Below are 19,518 nucleotides of genomic sequence, written 5' to 3'. Positions count from 1 at the left end.
GACGGGTGGGAGACGAGTGCCGCATAGCGTCCCTCACGTCTGACACCGATCGTGAGGAGTGAGCGTGTTCCGGCACACCGACCATCTGCAGTTCGACGCCAAGCCCGAGAAGCCCGACCACGTGTTCGCACACAAGCTCCAGGAGCTGATCGGCGGGGCGTACGGCGAGATGACCGTGACGATGCAGTACCTGTTCCAGGGCTGGAACTGCCGGATGCCCGGCAAGTACAAGGACCTGATCATGGACGTGGCGACCGAGGAGATCGGCCTCGAACCCACCACCGTCGCGCCCAACGCCCTCCTCGACGAAGAACACGCCGAACACGCCCAGACCATCTGGCACCTGTCCGACGGCGCCGCCGCCACCGACGGCGGCTGGGCATCGGGGCTTCAGCCCGACGGCGAACACGAGTTCACCTACCTCATGGACCCCGAACCCCTCGGCGACCTGGCCGCCGCGCCCCCGCCCGACCCCAAGCTCTACGCCACCTACGACGGCAGCATGGGTGAACCCAAGGGTCCCGTCCTCGGCACCGAGACCGGACCCTTGGGCAAGCTCAAGGACAAGTTCACCTGAGGCCGGAGCAGGCGTCGGAGCCCCACCGCGAGCCGTGCGGGGCCTCCGGCGCGGGATCCCCCGTCCGGCACGCCCGGCCGAGGTTCCGCGGCCATGAGGAGAACAGGTGACTGTCGTGCTCGATCCGGCTCAGTATCAGGAGACCTTCCCTCCGGTCGCATCCCGCCCGACGGCCGCCCCCAGAGCCCGCCGCATCGCCGGCATGTGCGGGCCGGCGTTCGTCATCTCGGTGGCGTACGTCGACCCGGGCAACTTCGCGACCAACATGTCCGGCGGCGCCCGCTACGGATACCTGCTCCTGTGGGTCGTCGCCGTCGCGAACGTCCTGGCGATGTTCGTCCAGGCGCTGTCCGCCAAACTCGGCATCGCGACCGGGCAGACCCTGCCCGAGCTGTGCCGCGACCACCTGCCGCGCCCGCTGACCTGGATGCTGTGGGCGCAGGCCGAGCTGGTGGCCGTCGCCACCGACCTGGCCGAGTTCGTCGGCGGCGCGATCGCCCTGAACCTGCTGTTCGGCGTCGCCCTGCTGCCCGCGGCGGCGATCACCGCGGTCGTCTCGTGCGGGCTGCTCGCGCTGGCACCGCGGGGCCGCCACCGGTTCGAGGTGGTGATCGGCGGCATGCTCGCGATCGTCCTGGCCGGCTTCCTGTATCAGGCCCTACGGGCGGGGTCGTTCGCCGGAGCCGCCGGCGGGTTCGTCCCGCGCCTCGCCGGCCCGGACAGCCTCCTGCTCGCGACGGGCATCGTCGGCGCCACGGTCATGCCGCACGTCATCTACCTGCACTCGGCGCTGACACGCCGCCAGTCCGGCCGTGCGGCGCTGCGGTCGAGCCGCGTGGACATCCTCGTCGCCCTCGGCGTCGCCGGGCTGGTCAACATCACGATGCTGACCGTGGGCGCCACCGCCTTCCACGGCCACGACCCCGGCGGTCTCCAGGCCATCCACGCGGGCCTCGGCGACGTCCTGGGACCCGGCGCCGCGGTGGCCTTCGCCGTCGCCCTGCTCGCCTCGGGGTTGGCCTCGTCCAGCGTGGGAACGTACGCGGGCCAGATCATCATGGACGGCTTCCTGCGCCGGAGGATTCCGGTCCTCGTCCGCCGGCTGCTCACCATGGCCCCGGCCGTCGCGCTCCTGGCCGCCGGCGTGGACCCCACCCGGGCGCTGATCCTCAGCCAGGTGGCGCTGTCCTTCGGCATCCCGTTCGCGCTCATCCCGCTGATCGCCCTGACGAGCCGGCGGACGCTGATGGGGGACCTGGTCAACCGCCAGTCCACCGTCATCGCCGGCGCGGTCGTCACCGCCCTGATCACGGCGCTCAACGGTTTTCTGATCAGCCAGGCCCTGGCGGGCTGACCCGCTCGGCCCCTTCGGCGGCCGCCGCCGGGCGTGGGGTGGCGGACTGGCTGGATGGGTACGGCTACGGCAGGCAAACGCACAGTTCAGGGGGGAATCGTCATGATCAGCATGCTCCGCAAGGCGGGTATCTCGTCCTCGATGCTCTATACCGCAGGGTTCGCGTCCATCGGCATGTCGGTGGCGTCCTGGATGATGTCCCGCAACATCGAGTCGCGTGGCATCGCCCGCGCGGACCGGTGGGGCATCTTCGTCGGACAGTGGGCCCCGACCTTCTTCGCGCTCGGCAACGCCATGCGGATGGAAGAGGAGATGGGCGAGACCATGCCGGCGGAGCGGGTGGAGAGGATGAAGAGCCGCGCCCGCGAGAGGATGCCGGTCAGCTGACCTCGCCGGCCGTGCCGGTATGACGGTGGCCGCTGCTGGGCATTTCCCCAGGAAGAGGGCTTTCGACCCGGCGCGGCACGCGATTCACGTTTCACGAGCGCACCCGGTGTCGCCGCCTGGGGCGACACCGGGTGGTGCGGGGAAGGTGCGGCCTGGTGGACAGGAACGGTCGGACGATGGGGGTCGAGGAGGAGTTCCTCCTGGTCGACGCCGTCACCCGCCGTACCTCGCCGCACGCGCCGGCGGTGCTCGCCCGGGCGGCGAAGGCGTCTCTACCGGAGGTGATGTTCCAGGCGGAACTCGTCGCCACCCAGGTCGAGGCCGCGACCGGCGTGTGCCGTGACCTGGAGACACTCCGCCGGCAGCTCGCGGACGCGCGTACCTGCCTGGCGGCCGCGGCACGGGCCGAGGGGGTGCGGCTGGTGTCGACGGGCAACCCGGTCCTGCCCGGACGTACGGCCCCGTTCATGCCCGGCGAGCACTACGCGCGGATCGCCGACATCCTGGCGGGCACGGTCGTCGGCCACGAGACCTGCGGCTGCCACGTGCACATCGGCGTCCCGGACCGCGAACTGGCCGTCGGCGTGCTCAACCACCTGCGGCCCTGGCTGCCGACGCTGGTCGCTCTGTCGGTCAACTCGCCGTTCGACCACGGCCGCGACTCGGGTTACGGGAGCTGGCGGATCCAGGTGCAGGCGCGCTTTCCGGGCGGGGGCGTCCCGCCGTGGTTCGCCTCCGCCGCCGCGTACGACGAGTTCCTCGACCGTATGGTCGAACTCGGCGTCCTGGCGGACCGGACGACGACGTTCTGGCTGGCCAGACCGTCACCTCGGCTGCCCACGATCGAGGTACGGGCGAGCGACGCGGCGGCCACGGTCGACGAGGCGGTGCTCCAGGCGGCCGTCGTACGGGCCCTCGTGGTGACCGCGCTCGGCGAACTCGCCGGAGGCAGGGAGGCGGCGCCGGTGGGGGAGCAGCTGTGCACGGTCGCGCTGTGGTCGGCGGCCCGGTACGGCCTGACGGGGCAGGGCATCCATCTGCTCGAAGAACGCCGGACGGCCGCCCGGGACCTGCTGGATGAACTCCTGCGCCGGATACGCCCCGCACTGGAGGAGACCGGGGACCTGCGGACCGTCCGCGCGCTGATCCGCAAGATCGGCCACAGCGGCACCGGCGCGGCCCGCCAGCGCATCGCCGCCGTCCACGGCCTGCGAAGCGTCGTCGACATGCTCATCCAGCAGACGGGCCGCCGCTGATGCCGGCCCACCGAGGCAAGACCCCCGCCCGCATCGCCGCGAGACGCCCTGCCCCCGGTCTGGTGCGATGCCCTGCCCTCGGTCTGGTGGGACGCCCTGCCCTCGGTCTGGTGCGATGCCCTGCCCTCGGTCTGGTGCGATGCCCTGCCCTCGGTCTGGTGGGACGCCCTGCCCTCGGTCTGGTGGGACGCCCTGCCCTCGGTCTGGTGGGACGCCCTGCCCCCGGCCCGGTGAGACGCCCTGCCCGCCCTGGGGGCTCCAGCCCACTTCCATTGTCAAGGGCCGAGACCTCCCGAAGGAAGGCGTCCCCGCGGTTGTGGACAAGCCAGGGCCGAGGGAAGGAGGGAACCTCGTGACGTCGAACGTCATCGTCGCGCCGCCGTTGCCGGAGGCGCGGGGGCCGTTGTCGGCGGCGGTCGTCTCCGTGCTGCGGGACGGTGCGCCGGCGTCCATCGCCAGGATGGACGCGGATCCCTTCGGCGAGGATCTCCAGCTCGCGCTCTACACCTGTTACGAGCTGCACTACCGCGGTTTCGACCGGGTCGATCCGGAATGGGAGTGGGAGCCGGGACTGCTGCGGCTCCGTGCCCGCATGGAACGCGTCTTCCTCGACGCCATCCGTACGGAGCTGCCCGGCGGCGACGACGTGGGCGCCGCGCTGCGCCGGGTGACCGCCGAGGCGACCGAGGACACCGGGGTGAGCGCCTACCTGCGGGACCACGGTGAATGGTGGCAGCTGCGCGAGTACCTCGTGCACCGCTCGATCTACCACCTGAAGGAGGCCGACCCGCACGCCTGGGTGATCCCGCGGCTGCGCGGGCAGGCCAAGGCCTCGCTCGTCGCCGTCGAGTACGACGAGTTCGGCGGGGGACGGGGGGAGCGGATGCACGCGCGGCTGTTCGCGGAGCTGATGCGGGAGACCGGGCTCGATCCCGCGTACGGGCGCTACCTCGACGCGGTTCCCGCCGTGACGCTGGCGACCGTGAACATGATGTCGCTGTTCGGCCTGCACCGGGCGCTGCGAGGAGCGCTGGTCGGGCACTTCGCGGCCGCCGAGATCAGCACCCCGCCCGGCGCCCAGCGGCTTGCCGAGGCCCTCGAACGTCTGGGCGCCCGGCCGGGGGCCGAGGTCTTCTTCACCGAGCACATCGAGGCCGACGCCGTGCACGAGCAGGTCCTCCGCCGCGACGTCGTCGGCGATCTCCTCGCGGCCGAGCCGTACCTGGCCGCCGACGTCGTGCTCGGCGCGCAGGCGACCGCGATGCTGGAGGAGCGGCTGGGCGGCCGGCTGCTCGGTGCCTGGCGCGCGGGCGAGTCGTCGCTCCGGGCCCCCGTGCTCACCTGACCCACCCCGGAACCAAGAGATGCCCAGAGTTTCTTGACCCGCCGCCTGCGTATTTTTGCAGCACAAATGCGGTATGAGCTGTTCGTGTGGCTTTTCAGGCCACCAGGCGTCTACCGGCCGCAGGGTGACACCTGGTTGCTGGCCGAGGCCCTGCGCACCGTGCGGGTCGGGGTGAGGGTGCTGGACGTCGGCACCGGGACCGGAGCCCTCGCGCTCGCCGCCGCGCGTGGCGGCGCCGCCCAGGTCGTCGCGGTGGACGTCTGCTCCCACGCCGTGTTCGCCGCGCGGGTCAACGTGTGGCTCCGGCGGCTGCCCGTACGCGTGGTCCGGAGCGATCTGGTGGACGCCGTTCGCGATGAGGCGTTCGACCTGATCGTCGCCAATCCGCCGTACGTCTGCTCCAGCGACACCGCACATCCGCGCGGGCCGAGACGCGCCTGGGACGGGGGCGCCCGCGGGCGCGCGGTCCTGGACCGGCTCTGCGCGGTGGCCCCCTCGCTGCTGACCCCGGGCGGCACGCTGCTGATGGTCCAGTCGGCGGTGTGCGGGATCGAGAGCACCGTCGACCTCCTGCGTACGGCCGGCCTGCACGTGACCGTCGGCGCGCGCCGCCGCCAGCAGTTCGGGCCGGTGATGACGGCGCGGGCCCACGACCTGGAGGAACGCGGGCTGATCTACCCCGAACAGCGCTATGAGGAACTGGTGGTGATCCGTGCCGAACAGCGATCGTGAGCCGGACCCCGGCGTCCCGCCGCGCGGAGACCGCAGGCGCGTCGTCGTCGTACCGGCCGGCCCCGTCCTGGTCGAGGGGCCGGTCGAGATCCTGCTCGCCGACGGTACGACGGTCGTCTCCGACCGTTTCATGGTCGCGATCTGCGCCTGTCACCGCAGCCGGCGCTTCCCGCTGTGCGACACGAGCCACCGCCGCCGCCGGAGTTAACCCTGTTCCGCCGGTACGAGCGGTGCCGGCGGCTCGGGCCGCCGGGCCCGCCCCGCCGTGAGCAGGCTCGCGGCCAGGACCAGCAGTGTGGCCGCCGTGGTGATCACCGCGAGCGTCGCGAACCCGTACCGGCTGTCGGAGTGATCGGTGACCTCCGACACTCCCAGCATGACGACGATGGTCCCCGCGAGGCCGCACCCGTTGGCCAGGCCGAACAGCCGGCCGGCCTGGCTCTCCGCGACCGACGTCAGTAGCAGCGCACGTGAGGCGATGCGCGCCTGGCCCAGCAGCGACGCGCCCACCAGCACGCACGACACCAGGCTGGCGACGCCGTACAGGGGCTGGAGCACCAGCCCGACGCCGGTGAGCAGGAGCCCGGCGATCGCGATCGGCAGATCGGCGACGCGTCTGCCGATCACGCGGTACGCCGCGGCGGCGAACAGGAAACCCGTGCCGCCGAGGGCGTCGACCACGCCGAGGAAGCCGCTGCCGCGACGCAGTTCGACGACGACGAGGATCGGCAACAGGGCGTTGAAGACCGTGATGACGATGCCGGTCTGCGCGTACAGCAGGATCAGCCGGCCCGTGCCGCCGGGCAGGGAGGTTCGGTACGGCGCGGCCGACGGCCGTGCCGGAGCGGGGCGCGCCGGGCCCCGGCCGAGGGCGAAGACGCAGATCGCGGACGCCGCGAAGGTCGCCGCGTTGAACACGAACAGCGGCATCGCCCCGAACCACTGCACGGCGAACCCGCCGATCGAGCCGGACAGCAGCATGCCGGCCTGCATGGCGATCTCGTAGTTCGCGTTGAAGCGCCGCAGCTCGCCCGCCGGCACGCGCTCCTTGATCAGCGCCGCGCCGACCGGGACGAAGAGGGCGTTGGCCACCGCGAGGGCGAGGCCCGCCCCGTACACGACCAGGTCACGTGGCCCGCCGAGCGCGACGCCCACCGGCAGGGCCAGGGCGGCGGCCGCGCCGGCCAGATCGCACCCGAGCCAGAGCAGGCGGCGGTCGACCCGGTCGGCGAGCCGGCCGAAGAAGGGCGACAGCAGTGCCTGCGGGACGGCCATGGCGATGAACAGCCAGCCCACCGCCAGCATGGATCCCTCCGCCCGGACGAGGAGGAGGGACGCCGCGATGACCTGGATGTTGTTGCCCAGCGAGGTGATGAAGACGGCGGGCGTGAGCAGGCGTTCGGCCCGGCGGGATGACGCGTCCAAGAAGTCCTCACAGGAGATGGGGAGAGCGGATCTCAGCGTGGACGCCGACACTGACGACTACTGTCAGGATCTCGGTGACGATACGGTCGCGCCGTCGACTCGGAGACGAGGCCGGGGAGGGACCGATGAGCACGGCAGACGACGACGCGGTCATGGCCGCCGCCCGCGCGGGCGACGAGTCGGCGTTCGCGGTGCTCGTCCAGCGCCACCAGCGTGAGCTGCGGGTGCACTGCTACCGGATGACGGGTTCGCTGGAGGAGTCCGAGGACCTGGTGCAGGAGACGTTCCTGCGCGCGTGGAAGAACCTCGGCGGCTTCGCGGGCCGCTCGACGTTCCGCGCCTGGCTGTACCGCATCGCGACGAACGCCTGCCTCGACGCGCTCGACGGCCGGGCCCGGCGGGTGCTGCCGCACCACGTCGAGGAGCCCTCCGACCCGACGGCCGGCCGCCCGCCGCGTACGGACGTCTCCTGGTTGCAGCCGTTCCCCGACCGCCTGGCGCCGGCCGAGGCGCAGCCGGAGGCGGTGGCGGTGGCCCGCGAGACGATCGAGCTGACCTTCCTGGCCACGATCCAGCACCTGCCGCCGCGGCAGCGGGCCGTGCTGATCCTGCGCGACGTCCTCGGCTGGCCGGCCAGGCAGACCGCCGAGCACCTGGGCGGCAGCGTGGCCTCGGTGAACAGCGCGCTCCAGCGCGCCCGCGCGACGATGCGCGAGCACCTGCCCGAACGCCGCCTCGACTGGCGGGCGCCGGCCGAGCCCACACCGCGCGAACGCGCGGTGCTGCGGCGGTACATGGACGCGGTCGAGCACGCCGACCTGACCGCGATGGCCGGCCTGCTGGCCGAGGACGTACGGACGACGATGCCGCCGTATCCGATGTGGTTCCAGGGCCGCGACGCCGTGCTGATCGCGCTGGCCGAGGGCTGGGACCCGGCCTCCCCGGCGTACGTGGGACGGTTCGCGATGCTGCCGACCTCGGCCAACCGGCAGCCGGCGGCCGCGGCCTACATCCGCGAGCCCTCGTCGCCGGTGTACCGCGCCGCCGCGATCGGCGTCCTGCGGATCGAGGGAGACCTGATCGTGGAGGCGACCGCGTTCCACGATCCCGGCCTGTTCCCGGCGTTCGGCCTGCCGCTGGAGCTGCCACCCGCGGGTCGATGAGTTTCTCCGCGGTTCACCGTCTCAACAGGTACCGGTCCGCTTCCACGGAGGTACCTCATGGCACGACTGCTGTACTCGGCCACCATGTCCCTCGACGGCTTCATCGCCGGTCCCGGCGGTGACATGTCCTGGCTCACCGCCCATCTCGGCCCGAACCCGGAGGTCGGCGAGCTGATCGGCCGGATCGGCGCCCTCCTCGTCGGCCGCCATACCTTCGGCGGCGACGACCCGCACCGGGGGACCGAGAAGGAGGGAAAGGCGTTCGGCGGCGGGTGGGAGGGCCCGCAGTTCGTCCTCACCCACCATGCGCCCGACACGGTGATCCCGGACGTCACGTTCGTCGGTGACCTGGACACCGCCGTGAAGGCCGCCAAGGACGCGGCGGGCTACAAGTACGTCAACGTCCTCGGCGCCGAGGTCGCCCGGCAGTGCCTGGAGGCCGGCGTGCTGGACGAGATCCTCATGATCGTCGCACCGGTGCTGCTCGGCGACGGCGTTCGCATGTTCGACCGGAAGGACAGGGGCTCGGTCGACCTCGAACAGCTGCGCGTCACCGAGGCACCGCACGTGACGAACCTGTGGTACCGCGTGCGCTATTCGTGACCCTGCCCGGGAAACGGTCGGCCCACCGGCGCCGCGGGGCCGGTGGGCCGTTCGTCCGGCGGGTCATCCGCGGGCGGAGTCGATGGCGCCGGTCGTCGCCGGGGCCGCGCGGTAGTGCGTCTCGTTGAGCCACCACAGCGGGCCGACGACGAACAGGCCGGGGATCAGCGTCCACAGCCACCAGGGCTCGGTCAGGTGAAGGCCGATCACGGTGATCAGCGCCCAGACGACGATCTGCACCGCCGTCCCGCCCAGCCACACGGCGCTCGCTCCGCGCAGGGCGTTGACCAGGCCGGACGGTGCGGCTCCTCCCGGCACGACGCCCATCGCCCGGCGCAGGTCGCCGCGGGTGCGGGCGTTCGCGACGCGGGTCAGGGCGGTCGCGGCGTGCTCCTTGCCCAGCTCGCCGGCGTACACGGCGTCCTCGACGCGGTGGCGGGCGTGGTCGCGTTCGGTCTCCGCCAGCGTGACCTGGTCGGGGTGGAGCAGGCGCTGGGCCAGTGCGGTGAGGTCGCGCAGTTCGACGTTCATGGTCGGTCTCCCTCTGGTTCGTTCCGGTGAGACCAAGCCTCCTGCGGCGGCGCGGTTCGCGCCCTGGGCCCAGGAGGCGTCCTCGGGTGCGGCTGGACCGCCGGTCGTGGGGTGTCGCCAGGTCCACCACGGCGCGGAATCCCGTCGAGGCTCGTGGACTATGACAGCTGTCATGATTATCATGACGACCGTCATAACCAGGGAGGGCGCATGGACATCGGTTTCGCCGGGCTGGGACTCATGGGGCGGCCCATGGCGCTCAACCTGGCCCGCGCGGGCACGCCGCTCGTCGTCTGGAACCGCACGGCCGCCAGGTGCGAGGAACTGCGCGCCGCCGGCGCGCGGGTCGCCGAGGGCCCCGCCGAGCTGTTCGCCCGCACCCGCACCGTCATCCTCATGCTCGCGGGCGAGGAGGCCATCGACCAGGTGCTGGCCCGGGCCACCCCGGACTTCGGCGCTCGCGTCGCCGGGCGCACGATCGTACATATGGGCACCACCTCGCCCGCGTACTCGCGCGGCCTGGAGGCCGACGTCCGCGCCGCCGGCGGCGCCTACGTCGAGGCCCCGGTCTCCGGGTCGCGCACGCCCGCCGAGGAGGGACGGCTCGTGGCCATGCTGGCCGGTGACGACGCCGCGGTACAGGCGGTGCGCCCGCTGCTGGCGCCCATGTGCCACGAGACGACCGTCTGCGGAGCCGTCCCGGGAGCGCTGTACATGAAGCTCGCCGTCAACCTGTACCTGATCACGATGGTCACCGGCCTGGCCGAGGCGGCCCACTTCGCCGAGCGGCACGGCCTGGACCTGCGACGGTTCGCGGAGGTCCTCGACAAGGGGCCGATGGCGAGCGCGGTGTCGCGGGTGAAGACGCGCAAGCTCCTCGACCAGGACTTCGCCGCCCAGGCGGCGGCCGCCGACGTCCTGATGAACAACCGCCTGGTCGCCGGCGCCGCGCGCGAGTCCGGCGTGGCCTCCCCGCTGCTGGACGTCTGCCACGCCCTGTACGACGAGACGGTCGCGCTGGGCCACGGCCGGGCGGACATGGTGGCGGTGGTCCGGGCGATCGAGGAGCGTACGGACCGGCACGCCGAGGCCGTGCCCGCCGGGCGAGGCGAGGGGGCGCGGACGTGATCCGGGCCGTCCGCCCGGAGGACGCCGCGGCGCTCGCGGCCATGTTCGGGCGCTGCTCGGGGGAGACCCGCTACCGCCGATTCCACGGCCCGGTCACCGAGATCCCAGCGGCCTACCTGAGCAGCTGTCTCGACGGACGGCACCGGGCGTTCGTCGCCGAACCCGCGGGCGCCGGCGGCCTCGTCGCGCTCGCCAGCGCGGGGCCCGTTCCCGACGACCCGCGCGTCCATGAGGTGGGTGTCCTGGTCGAGGACGCCTGGCAGCGCCGGGGCGTCGGCGGGCTGCTGTTCGCCCGCCTGTTCGCCGCGGCACACGCCGCCGGGGTGGAGCGGATGCGCCTCGAACTCTGCCGGTCGCAGCCGTCCCTGATCGCGTACGTGTGCGCCCGCGCGGACGTCGTGGCCAGCAGCGCGGCGGGCTGCGACCTGACGGTCGACGTGGCCGTCCCCGCGCCGCCGCTCAGCCGGCGTAGGAGTCCAGCACCGGCGCGAGCTCGCTGACGACGGTGTCGAGCCGGCCGACGTCGCGGCACACCCGCGCCAGCATGATCGCCCCCTCCAGCGCGCTGATCATCACGGTGGCCAGGCCCCCGGCCCGCTCGGCCGGCACGCCCATGCGCACCAGCTCCTCCACCACGGCCCGCTCCCAGCGGGCGGCGGCCGTGCGCAGCGGCTCGTTGACGGGCGAGTCGCCGCCGGCCAGCTCCGAGGCGGTCGCCATGATCGGGCATCCGCGCTCGTAGCGGCGCGCGGTGAGCTCCTCCCGCCACTGCCGGGCCATGTGCGCGAACAGCCCGGACGGCGACGGCTCGCCGGCCTGCCGCCCGTACGAGGCGACCCGACGGGCCGCGAAGTCGGCGGACCAGGCCAGCGCCTCCCCGACGAGCTGGTCCTTGCCGCCGGGGAAGTAGTGCTGGAACGACCCGCGCGGCGCGTTCGCGTACGCCACCACGTCGCGTACGCCGGTCGCCGCCACCCCGCGCGACCGCACCAGCTGTGCCGCGCTGTAGACCATCCGCTCCCGCGGCGGCCTCTCCTCACCCGACATGGACTCCCGCCTTCCATGACGCCTGTCATAAAGGGTAGTCGACCCGCGTCGTCCGGTCACGGGGGAACGGCCCGCGGCCGTTCTCGGTAGAGTGACCGCATGCCGGAGAGTGCCATCGAGCAGCCTCGACTCGGCCGGCGCGAGCGGAAGAAGGCCGCCACCCACAAGGCTCTGGCCGACGCCGCACTGCGCCTGTTCCTGGAGCGCGGCTACGACGCGGTGGGCATCCGGGAGATCGCCGAGGCGGCCGACCTGTCGGTCACGACGCTGTTCAAGCACTTTCCGAGCAAGGAGGCCCTGGTCTTCGACCAGGAGGGCGACGTCAAGGACGCCCTCCTGTCGGCCGTACGGGATCGCGGTGCCGGGCGGTCGATCCCGGCCGCACTGCGGGACTACGTGATCCGGCATCGGCTGCCCCACCACGGTGACGATCCGCGCTTCGCCCAGTTCAAGCGGCTCATCGAGCAGACCCCGGCGCTTCGCGAGTACTCGCGCAAGATGTGGATGCGGTACGAGCTCGCTCTCGCCGCGGAGATCGCCGACGACGTGGGCGCTCCCCACGACGATCCGGCCTGCCGTGCGCTCGCCCACTTCTCGATCGAGGTCATCGACCTCGTGTTCGACGGCTCCGACCCCGAGCTGATGGTCGAGCGCGCGTTCGACCTGCTCGAGCACGGCTGGCACGCGGTGGGCGGCCCGGCCGCCGACACGACGGCGTAGCCGACCCACGCCGACAAGCCCTTCCTCACCACACGGCCCCGCCATGCCTAGAGATCGGGTTACCCGCTCAAAAAGTGTATCCGTTGCACTTATTGCTCAAGTGTGCTTTTCTCGGGGTCCGGGCCACCCGGACCCGCTTCGACACGAGAGGAGCCCGAGATGACGCCCTCACCTCGCATCGCCATCGTCGGCGCCGGACCCGCCGGCCTCACCTGCGCACGGGTGCTGCAGCGCCACGGCATCCGGCCCACCGTCTTCGACGCCGACTCCGCCGTCGACGCCCGCGATCCCGGAGGCACGCTCGATCTGCACGCCGACACCGGCCAGATCGCCCTGGAGGACGCCGACCTCCTCGACGCGTTCCTGGGGCTCGCGAGCATCAGCAGGCAGGCCAAGACCTGGATGGACGAGCAGGGCCGCGTCCTCGCCGGATTCGTTCCCGATGAGTCCGACCAGGCGGCGCCCGAGATCGACCGTGGCCGCCTTCGCGTCATGCTCTACGAACACCTGCTGCCCGGGACGGTCCACTGGGGACGCGAGCTGACCGCGATCACGCCCGGCGGCGACGGCGTGTGGCGGCTGGAGTTCGCCGACGGCTCGGGCGTCGAAGCCGACCTCGTGATCGGCGCCGACGGCGCATGGTCGAGGGTCCGGCCGCTGCTGACCGACGCCGCACCCGAGCACCTGGGCGTCTGCTTCCTCGACGCGCGGTACGACGACGTCGATCGCGCGCATCCCGAGATCGCCGCGCTCGTCGGCGACGGGCATCTGTTCGTCAATGACGGCAACGGCCGGGGGCTGATCCTGCAGCGCAACGGCGACGCCGTCATCCGCGGCTACCTGGCGTTCCGCGCTCGGCTCGACTGGCCCGCGCGGCAGGGGGTCGATGTCCGCGATCGCGCGTCCGTGTCCGCGTACCTGCTGCGGGAGTTCGGTCACTGGTCGGCCGATCTCCGGCGGGCGATCACCGAGATCGACGGCTCCTACGTGCCCCGCTCCTTCGCCGGCCTGCCCGCCCCCCTGACCTGGGACCGCGTGCCCGGCGTCACGCTGATCGGCGACGCGGCCCACCTCATGGGACCGTTCGGCGGGTACGGGGCGAACCTCGCGATGCTCGATGGCGCCGAGCTGGCCCGCGCCATCGTCGCCGCGGGCGACACCGAGGAGGCGATCACCCGCTACGAGACGGAGATGTTCGCCCGCTCCGGGCCGCTCGCCGTCGCGTCGAACAACGCGACCAGGGAGTTCTTCGCCGACCACACCCCGGACGCGCCGCACCTGCCGCCGGACGCGGCCGAGGAGCACCGCACCTACGAGGCCCGCGCGGCCGAGTACCGGCGGCGCCGCGCCGCGTCGAACCTCAGCTGACCGCGTAGCGGCCGGCGGGGCGGTCGAGGCCGATCAGGCCCCGCAACGTGTCCGCGCCGTACGCGTCGTGGAACGCGCCGCGGCTGCGCAGCTCCGGCGCGAGCCCGCGCGTGATCCCGGCCAGGTCGTACGGGAGTACGGCCGGGCGGAGCCGGAAGCCCTCGACGCCGGCGTCGCGCCACTCCAGCAGGAGGTCGGCCAGCTCTCCGGGGGAGCCGGTGAAGACCAGGGCGTCCGAGGCGAGCGGCGCGCCGTCCAGGTCGTCCAGCCGCGCCTTGCGGTCGCGGGCCGCCGGGGCGTCGTCGTCGAGGAAGACCAGCACGTCGGCGAAGACCTTCAGCGGGTCGCCGAGCCGCCCGACCGTCGTCTCCGCCTCGCGTACCCGCCCGACGATCTCGGCGGCCTCGGCCGCGGAGCGCGGGGTGACGTACACGACGTCCGCGCCGCGTGCCGCGAACTCGTACGGCAGGACGTCGTGGGCGAGCGCGGTGACCAGCGGCCGGCCCTGCGGCGACCGGGGCGTGATCGACGGTCCCTTGACGCTGAAGAACCGACCCTCGAAGTCGATGTAGTGCAGCTTGTCGCGGTCGACGAACCGTCCGGTGGCCACGTCGCGGATCTCGGCGTCGTCCTCCCAGCTGTCCCACAGCCGCCGCGCGACCTCGACCACGTCGGCGGCCTCGTCGAACAGCAGGCGTACGTGCTCGGCGATCCGCGGGTCGGCGCGCTGGTCGAGGGTGAACTCGGGGAACTCCCGGCGGCCGAAGTGCCGGGCGTCCGCGGCGCGGGGGGAGATCTGCGGTCGCCAGCCCGCCCGGCCGCGGCTCACGTGGTCGAGCGAGGCGATGCCGATCGCGACGTGAAAGGGCTCGGTGTGCGTGGTGCTCGTCGTCGGCACCAGCCCGATCCGGGAGGTGAGCGGCGCGACGCGGGCGGCGACCAGCACGGCGTCGAGCCGCCCGCGGACCTGGTCGACGCGGTCGTCGGGGCCCTCGAACCGCGACGACTGCGGGCCGAGAGAGTCCTCGAAGGTGACGAAGTCCAGCAGGCCGTTCTCGGCCTCGGCCACCAGGCCGGCCCAGTAGCCGGCGGTGAACAGCTCGTCCGGCCGTGCGTCCGGCGAGCGCCACGCCGCCGGGTGCCAGCCGGCGCCGTCCAGCGCGGCGGCGAGGTGGACACGTGTCATGCCGCCTGCTCCTTCGTGAGGCCGAGGTGGTCGCGGAGTGTCGGGCCGGTGTAGTCGGCGCGGAAGACGCCCTTCTCCTGGAGCAGCGGCACGACCTTGTCGACCAGGTCGTCCAGGCCGCCGGGGGTCAGGTGCGGCACGAAGATGAAGCCGTCCGCCGCGTCGGTCCGCACGAACTCCTCGATCCGGTCCGCGACCGTACGGGGGGTGCCGACGAACGTCTGCCGGCCGGTCACCTCGATGACCAGTTCGCGGACCGTGAGGTTCTTCTCGCGTGCCAGCGCCCGCCACTTCTCGACGGTGGCGCTCCGGTCGCCGCGGAACTGCGCGCGGCCCTTGGACACGCCCTCGCCGAGGTCCGGTTCGAGGTCGGGCAGCGGCCCGTCCGGGTCGACGTCGGAGAAGTCGCGGCCCCAGACGCCTTCGAGGAAGGCGAGCGCCGTCTGCGGGCTCACCTGCGCCCGGCGGATCTCGGCAGCGTGCTCGGCGGCCTCCTCCTCGGTGTCGCCGAGGGCGTAGGTCACCGCGGGCAGGATCTTCAGGTCCTCGGGCCGGCGGCCGTACTTGGCCATGCGGGCCTTGACGTCCTTGTAGAAGGCCCGGCCCTCCTCCAGCCTGCCGTGCCGGCTGAAGATGACGTCGGCGTCGGAGGCGGCGAACTCCCGTCCCTCGTCCGAGTCGCCGGCCTGGATGATCACCGGCCGGCCCTGCGGACCGCGCGGCACGTTGAACCGTCCGGAGATGGAGATGTGGCGTCCGTCGTGCCGGAAGGCGCCGATGCCGCCGGGGCGGACGAACTCCCCTCGGGCCGGATCGGCGGCCACGGCGTCGGGCCGCCAGGAGTCCCAGAGCTCGCGCGCGGTCTGGAGGAACTCGGCGGCGCGCGTGTACCGGTCGGCCTCGTCGAGGTAGCCGCCGCGCCGGAAGTTCTCGCCGGTGAACGCGTCGAAGCTGGTCACGACGTTCCAGGCCGCCCGGCCGCCGCTGAGATGGTCGAGCGAGGCCAGCCGCCGGGCGACCTCGTACGGCTCGTTGAAGGTGGAGTTGACCGTCGCGGCCAGACCGAGGCGCTCGGTGACCGCCGCCAGCGCGGACAGCACCGTCAACGACTCGGGCCGTCCCATGACGTCCAGATCGTGGATGCGGCCCTTGAGCTCACGCAGCCGGAGGCCCTCGGCGAGGAAGAAGAAGTCGAACTTGCCGCGTTCGGCGGTCTGCGCCAGCCGGACGAACGAGCCGAAGTCGATCTGGCTCTCCGAACGCGGGTCGGACCAGACGGTCGTGTTGTTGACGCCGGGGAAGTGCGCGGCGAGATGTACCTGCTTGCCGGGCTTGGTCATGTACTCATCTCCCGATCAAATCTACTTGGATAGTAGGAATTGCGGTTCGATCGGTCAACGATGGTGGCGACACGGGAGGGCCCGGGCCGCATCGAGCCCAACGGACATGCCGGTCGGTGAGCTCGGTGGGCGGTCAGGCCGGCGAACCCGCCTGACCGCCTCCCGGGCCATCAGGCGGCCGGTCGGGCGTCCCATGCCGCGAGCACCTGCTGCTCCTTCTCGCTGGAGAGGCCGAACGGCAGGGCGCCGGGGGTGGTCTGCACTTCGCCGCCCGACCGCAACCATTCCCAGGTGTCCCGTACGGACTCGCCGAACGGCCGGGTGCGCAGACCGGCCGCCTTCGCACTGGCGCCGGACACCGCCCAGAAGCCGGTGGTGTCAGGCCCGTCCGGGATCCATAGCGGGAGCTCGGCCCATGGCTGAACGGCCTGGGAGAACAGGAAACCTTCGTCCATCCACACGGGTGCGGCGTTCGAACCCGTGGCCCGCACGCAGTCGTCGAGGAGCCGGCCCATCGTGGTGTTCGGTTCGTCCGGGACGACGTTGTGGATGCCGCCCGCATGCGCCTCGACCTGGTCCAGCACGAACGTGGACACGTCACGCGCGTCGATCAGCTGCAGCCTCCGGGCCGGATCGCCGGGTGCGGGCACCCGGCCGCCCTCGGCGATCCTGGTGAGCCACCAGGGCAACTGGCCCACGTTGTCGTGCGGACCCACGATCAAGCCGGCGCGCGCGATCAGGCAGGCATTCGGTCCGTAGGTCTGCTCGACCGCCAGCTCACACCCACGTTTGCGCACGCCGAGCCTTGCCAGGTCGGCCGGGTCGCCGTCCTCGTCCGCCACGCCCGGCCAGGTCGCCGCCGACTCGTCCGCCCCGGCGGTGCTCCATGCCTGATAGACGGCCGTGGTGGAGACGAACGCGTAGAAGGGGGCCGACTCGGCCAGTGCCCGCGCGGTGCGCAGCACGTGGGCCGGCACCAGCCCACCCGGGTCGATGACCGCATCGAAGGCACGGCCGGTGAGCTGCCGAAGACCCTCGTCGGTGGAGCGGTCGCCGCGAAGCGCCTCGACGCCCTCGACGTCCTTGCCGGTCAACCCACGGTTGAAGGTCGTGACCTCGTGTCCCCGTCCGAGCGCGTCACTCACGATCGTGCGTCCGACGAACGATGTGCCGCCTGACCGCGGCGCGAGAAACGCTGGAGCTCGGACCGGATGCGGGGCCTGGCTCGGACCTACCGGACGCCGACCTGCGGCAACTGTGGCTGGCCGCGCTGACCGCACTGCTGGCGATCCGAGACGGCGCGGAACAGCTGGCGGCCTCTGCGGCCCTGTCGGCGGCACAACGCGGCGCCGACTATCCCGCGATCGGTGCCGCGGCGGGGATGACCAGGCAGGGCGCCCGGCGCAAGTGGCCAGGGCTGGCCGGGCTGGCAGACGGGCGGCAGCGCAAGCTCATGTGGTGGAAGACCCGAGGACACCAGTTCGCGGAGTGTGCCCGGGCCGTACTCACGACGGCCGAGGGGCAGCCGGGCTTGCCCTGGCTGGCGAATCTGCGCACACGGCTGGCCGAGATCGAGGAGGTATCGCCGGCGCAACGACTCGACGCGCTCGACCTCATGTTGGTGGACGCGCACGCGGTGGCGTTGAATGCCTCCACACCGGCCGATCCCACCGCCGCGTACTCCATCGGACTGCTCGCCGCACTGACCGCGGACGCGTACGCCGCGACGAACAGCCATTCAGCCCTGATCAATCGCGACGCCAAAGCCTGCGGGACGCACGACTGCCCCTCCGAACCGATCGTCGAGCTGCTTCGTCCCGGCATCGATCACCAGACGGAGCCGGCATGCCGGCAGCACGCCGTCGAAGCACTACGACAGCCCGTCAACCGCATCGTGACCGCCTACCGACCAGACGTGGCACTGCCGGTATTCGCCGAAGCACACGGCGGCCGATCCGAACAAACATGATCTTGATCGGGTCGGCGTCGCCTGGCGCGGCCACGTGAGCCCGGCGGCGCGTCAGCCGACGCGGAGGGGGAGCGTTCGCGGTCCGCGGACCTGGCCCGCGGCCCAGGTCACCGCGGACGGGTCGTCGAGGGAGAAGGCCGGGATCCGCTCCAGCCAGATCTCCAGCGCCACCCGCAGCTCCATGCGCGCCAGGTGCGAGCCGACGCAGCGGTGGATGCCCAGCCCGAACGCCGCGTGCCGGTTGACCTGCCGGTCGATCACGACCTCGTCGGCGCGGTCGAACTGCGCGGGGTCGCGGTTGGCCGCGGGGAAGGACAGCAGCACCCAGTCTTCGGCCTTCATGTCCACGCCCGCCCAGTGCATGTCCTCCTTGACCAGGCGCGCCATCGTGACCGGCGCGTAGGCGCGGAGGAACTCCTCCATCGCGGTGGGCAGCAGGCCGGGGTCGGCGACCAGCCGCTCGCGGTCGGCGGGGGTCTTGGCCAGGTGCCACAGCGACGCGCCGATCGCACTCCACGTCGTGTCGATGCCGGCGATGAGCAGCAGGGCCATCGTGCCCGCGACATGGGACGGCTGCAGCTTCTCGCCGCCGAACTCGGCCTCGATGAGGTAGGTCGTCAGGTCCTCGCGTGGGTTCGCGACGTGGTCGCGGATCTGTTCGAGCAGGTAGTCGAACAGCTGCTCCATCCGGGCGATGCGCTCCTCCGGCGGCAGGTTGACGCCTTCGAGCGTGTTCTCCACGAACTCGCGGAACCGCGGCCCGTCCTCCGGCGGGAAGCCGAGCATGTCGCCGATGACGCGCATCGGGATGTGCTGGGCGTAGTCGCGGGCGGCGTCGACGACGTCCTGCCCGGCGAACCCGTCGATGAGGGAGTGGCAGAACGCCCTCGTGGCCGGCTCCAGCCGCCCGACCGCGGTCTTGGTGAAGGCCGGCAGCAGCAGCCTGCGCGCGTGCTGGTGGAACGGCGGGTCCGAGGAGATCGGCGGCGTGCCACCCACCGGCGCCAGCTCACGCGGCGGCCGGAAGTTGCTCATGATGACCGACCGCGAGGAGAAGCGCTCGGTGTCGTACGCGATCGCCGCGACGTCCTCGTAACGCGTCGGCAGCCACCCGCCGCCGAACCGGTCGGTGTGCGCGATCGGGCAGCGTTGTCGCAGGTCGTCCTGGATCGGGTACGGGTCGGCCGCCCACTCCGGCTCCAGGTGGGAGAAGTCGGTCGCCCAGTCCTCGACCGGGCCGGTGACGATCTCGTTGCGCGTGCCGAGCGGCTGGTCGTCGCGCAGCTCGGCATAGTTCTTGGCGAACCGGTCGGTCATGAGCCCTCCTTCGTCGGAGGGCGTGACCACAGGGCCGTGTCTTTTGATTCCCTCGCTTCGCTCGGTCATG

General features: G+C 72.4%; 21 protein-coding genes. 14 read left to right on the top strand and 7 right to left on the bottom strand.

Annotated features, from left to right (window positions below; genetic code table 11):
- Window positions 1-64: 64 nt before the first annotated feature.
- The 7 genes from QSK37_RS17065 to QSK37_RS17035 all read left to right on the top strand — a co-directional run bounded on the left by QSK37_RS17065 (window position 65) and on the right by QSK37_RS17035 (window position 5,859).
- Window positions 65-577: a manganese catalase family protein gene (locus QSK37_RS17065; protein ID WP_285621803.1), complete on the top strand. Its 513-nt coding sequence runs from the start codon at window positions 65-67 to the stop codon at window positions 575-577.
- 106 nt (window positions 578-683) lie between these two features.
- Complete coding sequence (locus QSK37_RS17060; protein ID WP_285621800.1) at window positions 684-1,931, top strand: Nramp family divalent metal transporter; 1,248 nt, start codon at window positions 684-686, stop codon at window positions 1,929-1,931.
- A gap of 102 nt (window positions 1,932-2,033) precedes the next feature.
- Window positions 2,034-2,318 (top strand): hypothetical protein, encoded by a 285-nt coding sequence (locus QSK37_RS17055; protein ID WP_285621797.1) that lies wholly within the window; start codon window positions 2,034-2,036, stop codon window positions 2,316-2,318.
- 155 nt (window positions 2,319-2,473) lie between these two features.
- The gene (locus tag QSK37_RS17050; protein ID WP_285621794.1) at window positions 2,474-3,574 is read left to right on the top strand and encodes a carboxylate-amine ligase; all 1,101 of its coding nucleotides are present in this window, start codon (window positions 2,474-2,476) and stop codon (window positions 3,572-3,574) included.
- A 352-nt stretch (window positions 3,575-3,926) separates the two neighbouring features.
- Window positions 3,927-4,919: an iron-containing redox enzyme family protein gene (locus QSK37_RS17045; RefSeq protein WP_285621791.1), complete on the top strand. Its 993-nt coding sequence runs from the start codon at window positions 3,927-3,929 to the stop codon at window positions 4,917-4,919.
- A gap of 84 nt (window positions 4,920-5,003) precedes the next feature.
- Window positions 5,004-5,651, top strand: coding sequence for a HemK2/MTQ2 family protein methyltransferase (locus tag QSK37_RS17040; protein ID WP_285621789.1), 648 nt, complete (start codon window positions 5,004-5,006; stop codon window positions 5,649-5,651).
- Entirely contained in the window at window positions 5,632-5,859 is a 228-nt protein-coding gene (locus tag QSK37_RS17035) for a CDGSH iron-sulfur domain-containing protein (protein ID WP_285621787.1), read from the top strand. The genes QSK37_RS17040 and QSK37_RS17035 overlap by 20 nt, the downstream gene beginning before the upstream one ends.
- Here QSK37_RS17035 and QSK37_RS17030 read toward each other — a convergent pair.
- The gene (locus tag QSK37_RS17030; protein ID WP_285621785.1) at window positions 5,856-7,076 is read right to left on the bottom strand and encodes an MFS transporter; all 1,221 of its coding nucleotides are present in this window, start codon (window positions 7,074-7,076) and stop codon (window positions 5,856-5,858) included. The genes QSK37_RS17035 and QSK37_RS17030 overlap by 4 nt on opposite strands.
- A gap of 125 nt (window positions 7,077-7,201) precedes the next feature.
- Here QSK37_RS17030 and QSK37_RS17025 point away from each other — a divergent pair, with 125 nt between their 5' ends.
- Together QSK37_RS17025 and QSK37_RS17020 are read left to right on the top strand one after the other, a co-directional pair.
- Entirely contained in the window at window positions 7,202-8,239 is a 1,038-nt protein-coding gene (locus QSK37_RS17025; protein WP_285621783.1) for a sigma-70 family RNA polymerase sigma factor, read from the top strand.
- Window positions 8,240-8,296: 57 nt separating this feature from the next.
- On the top strand, window positions 8,297-8,842 hold the full coding sequence (locus QSK37_RS17020) for a dihydrofolate reductase family protein (protein WP_285621778.1): 546 nt from the start codon (window positions 8,297-8,299) through the stop codon (window positions 8,840-8,842).
- A 63-nt stretch (window positions 8,843-8,905) separates the two neighbouring features.
- Here QSK37_RS17020 and QSK37_RS17015 read toward each other — a convergent pair whose 3' ends face one another.
- On the bottom strand, window positions 8,906-9,373 hold the full coding sequence (locus QSK37_RS17015) for a hypothetical protein (protein ID WP_285621775.1): 468 nt from the start codon (window positions 9,371-9,373) through the stop codon (window positions 8,906-8,908).
- A gap of 210 nt (window positions 9,374-9,583) precedes the next feature.
- Here QSK37_RS17015 and QSK37_RS17010 point away from each other — a divergent pair, with 210 nt between their 5' ends.
- The gene (locus QSK37_RS17010; protein ID WP_285621772.1) at window positions 9,584-10,501 is read left to right on the top strand and encodes an NAD(P)-dependent oxidoreductase; all 918 of its coding nucleotides are present in this window, start codon (window positions 9,584-9,586) and stop codon (window positions 10,499-10,501) included.
- On the top strand, window positions 10,498-11,001 hold the full coding sequence (locus QSK37_RS17005) for a GNAT family N-acetyltransferase (RefSeq protein WP_285621769.1): 504 nt from the start codon (window positions 10,498-10,500) through the stop codon (window positions 10,999-11,001). Before QSK37_RS17010 ends, QSK37_RS17005 begins: the two co-directional genes overlap by 4 nt.
- On the opposite strand, the gene QSK37_RS17000 is transcribed toward QSK37_RS17005, so the two are convergent.
- Window positions 10,961-11,548 carry a TetR/AcrR family transcriptional regulator gene (locus QSK37_RS17000; protein ID WP_285621766.1) on the bottom strand — a complete coding sequence of 196 codons (588 nt, stop codon included), beginning with the start codon at window positions 11,546-11,548 and terminating at the stop codon, window positions 10,961-10,963. The two genes, QSK37_RS17005 and QSK37_RS17000, sit on opposite strands and share 41 nt — an antisense overlap.
- Before the next feature lie 99 nt (window positions 11,549-11,647).
- Here QSK37_RS17000 and QSK37_RS16995 point away from each other — a divergent pair, with 99 nt between their 5' ends.
- On the top strand, window positions 11,648-12,268 hold the full coding sequence (locus QSK37_RS16995; RefSeq protein WP_285621763.1) for a TetR/AcrR family transcriptional regulator: 621 nt from the start codon (window positions 11,648-11,650) through the stop codon (window positions 12,266-12,268).
- Window positions 12,269-12,427: 159 nt separating this feature from the next.
- Window positions 12,428-13,636 carry an FAD-dependent oxidoreductase gene (locus QSK37_RS16990; RefSeq protein ID WP_285621760.1) on the top strand — a complete coding sequence of 403 codons (1,209 nt, stop codon included), beginning with the start codon at window positions 12,428-12,430 and terminating at the stop codon, window positions 13,634-13,636.
- On the opposite strand, the gene QSK37_RS16985 is transcribed toward QSK37_RS16990, so the two are convergent.
- From QSK37_RS16985 to QSK37_RS16975, 3 genes are all read right to left on the bottom strand, one after another.
- A complete protein-coding gene (locus QSK37_RS16985; protein ID WP_285621757.1) occupies window positions 13,629-14,822 on the bottom strand; it encodes an LLM class flavin-dependent oxidoreductase in 1,194 nt (397 codons plus the stop codon). The two genes, QSK37_RS16990 and QSK37_RS16985, sit on opposite strands and share 8 nt — an antisense overlap.
- Window positions 14,819-16,162 (bottom strand): NtaA/DmoA family FMN-dependent monooxygenase, encoded by a 1,344-nt coding sequence (locus tag QSK37_RS16980; RefSeq protein WP_285621754.1) that lies wholly within the window; start codon window positions 16,160-16,162, stop codon window positions 14,819-14,821. Before QSK37_RS16980 ends, QSK37_RS16985 begins: the two co-directional genes overlap by 4 nt.
- A gap of 170 nt (window positions 16,163-16,332) precedes the next feature.
- Window positions 16,333-17,307, bottom strand: a complete 975-nt coding sequence (locus QSK37_RS16975) for a Rossmann-fold NAD(P)-binding domain-containing protein (protein ID WP_285621752.1) — start codon at window positions 17,305-17,307, stop codon at window positions 16,333-16,335.
- Window positions 17,308-17,327: 20 nt separating this feature from the next.
- Between QSK37_RS16975 and QSK37_RS16970 the strand changes: the two genes are divergently transcribed.
- Window positions 17,328-18,131, top strand: coding sequence for a hypothetical protein (locus QSK37_RS16970; protein WP_285621749.1), 804 nt, complete (start codon window positions 17,328-17,330; stop codon window positions 18,129-18,131).
- Between the two features lie 51 nt (window positions 18,132-18,182).
- On the opposite strand, the gene QSK37_RS16965 is transcribed toward QSK37_RS16970, so the two are convergent.
- Entirely contained in the window at window positions 18,183-19,448 is a 1,266-nt protein-coding gene (locus QSK37_RS16965) for a cytochrome P450 (protein WP_285621746.1), read from the bottom strand.
- Window positions 19,449-19,518: the final 70 nt, after the last annotated feature.

Source organism: Actinoallomurus iriomotensis, assembly GCF_030269445.1.
GTDB lineage: Bacteria > Actinomycetota > Actinomycetes > Streptosporangiales > Streptosporangiaceae > Actinoallomurus > Actinoallomurus iriomotensis.
Note: the sequence above shows the minus strand (reverse complement) of the source record. Positions and strands in the feature narration are given on the sequence as shown.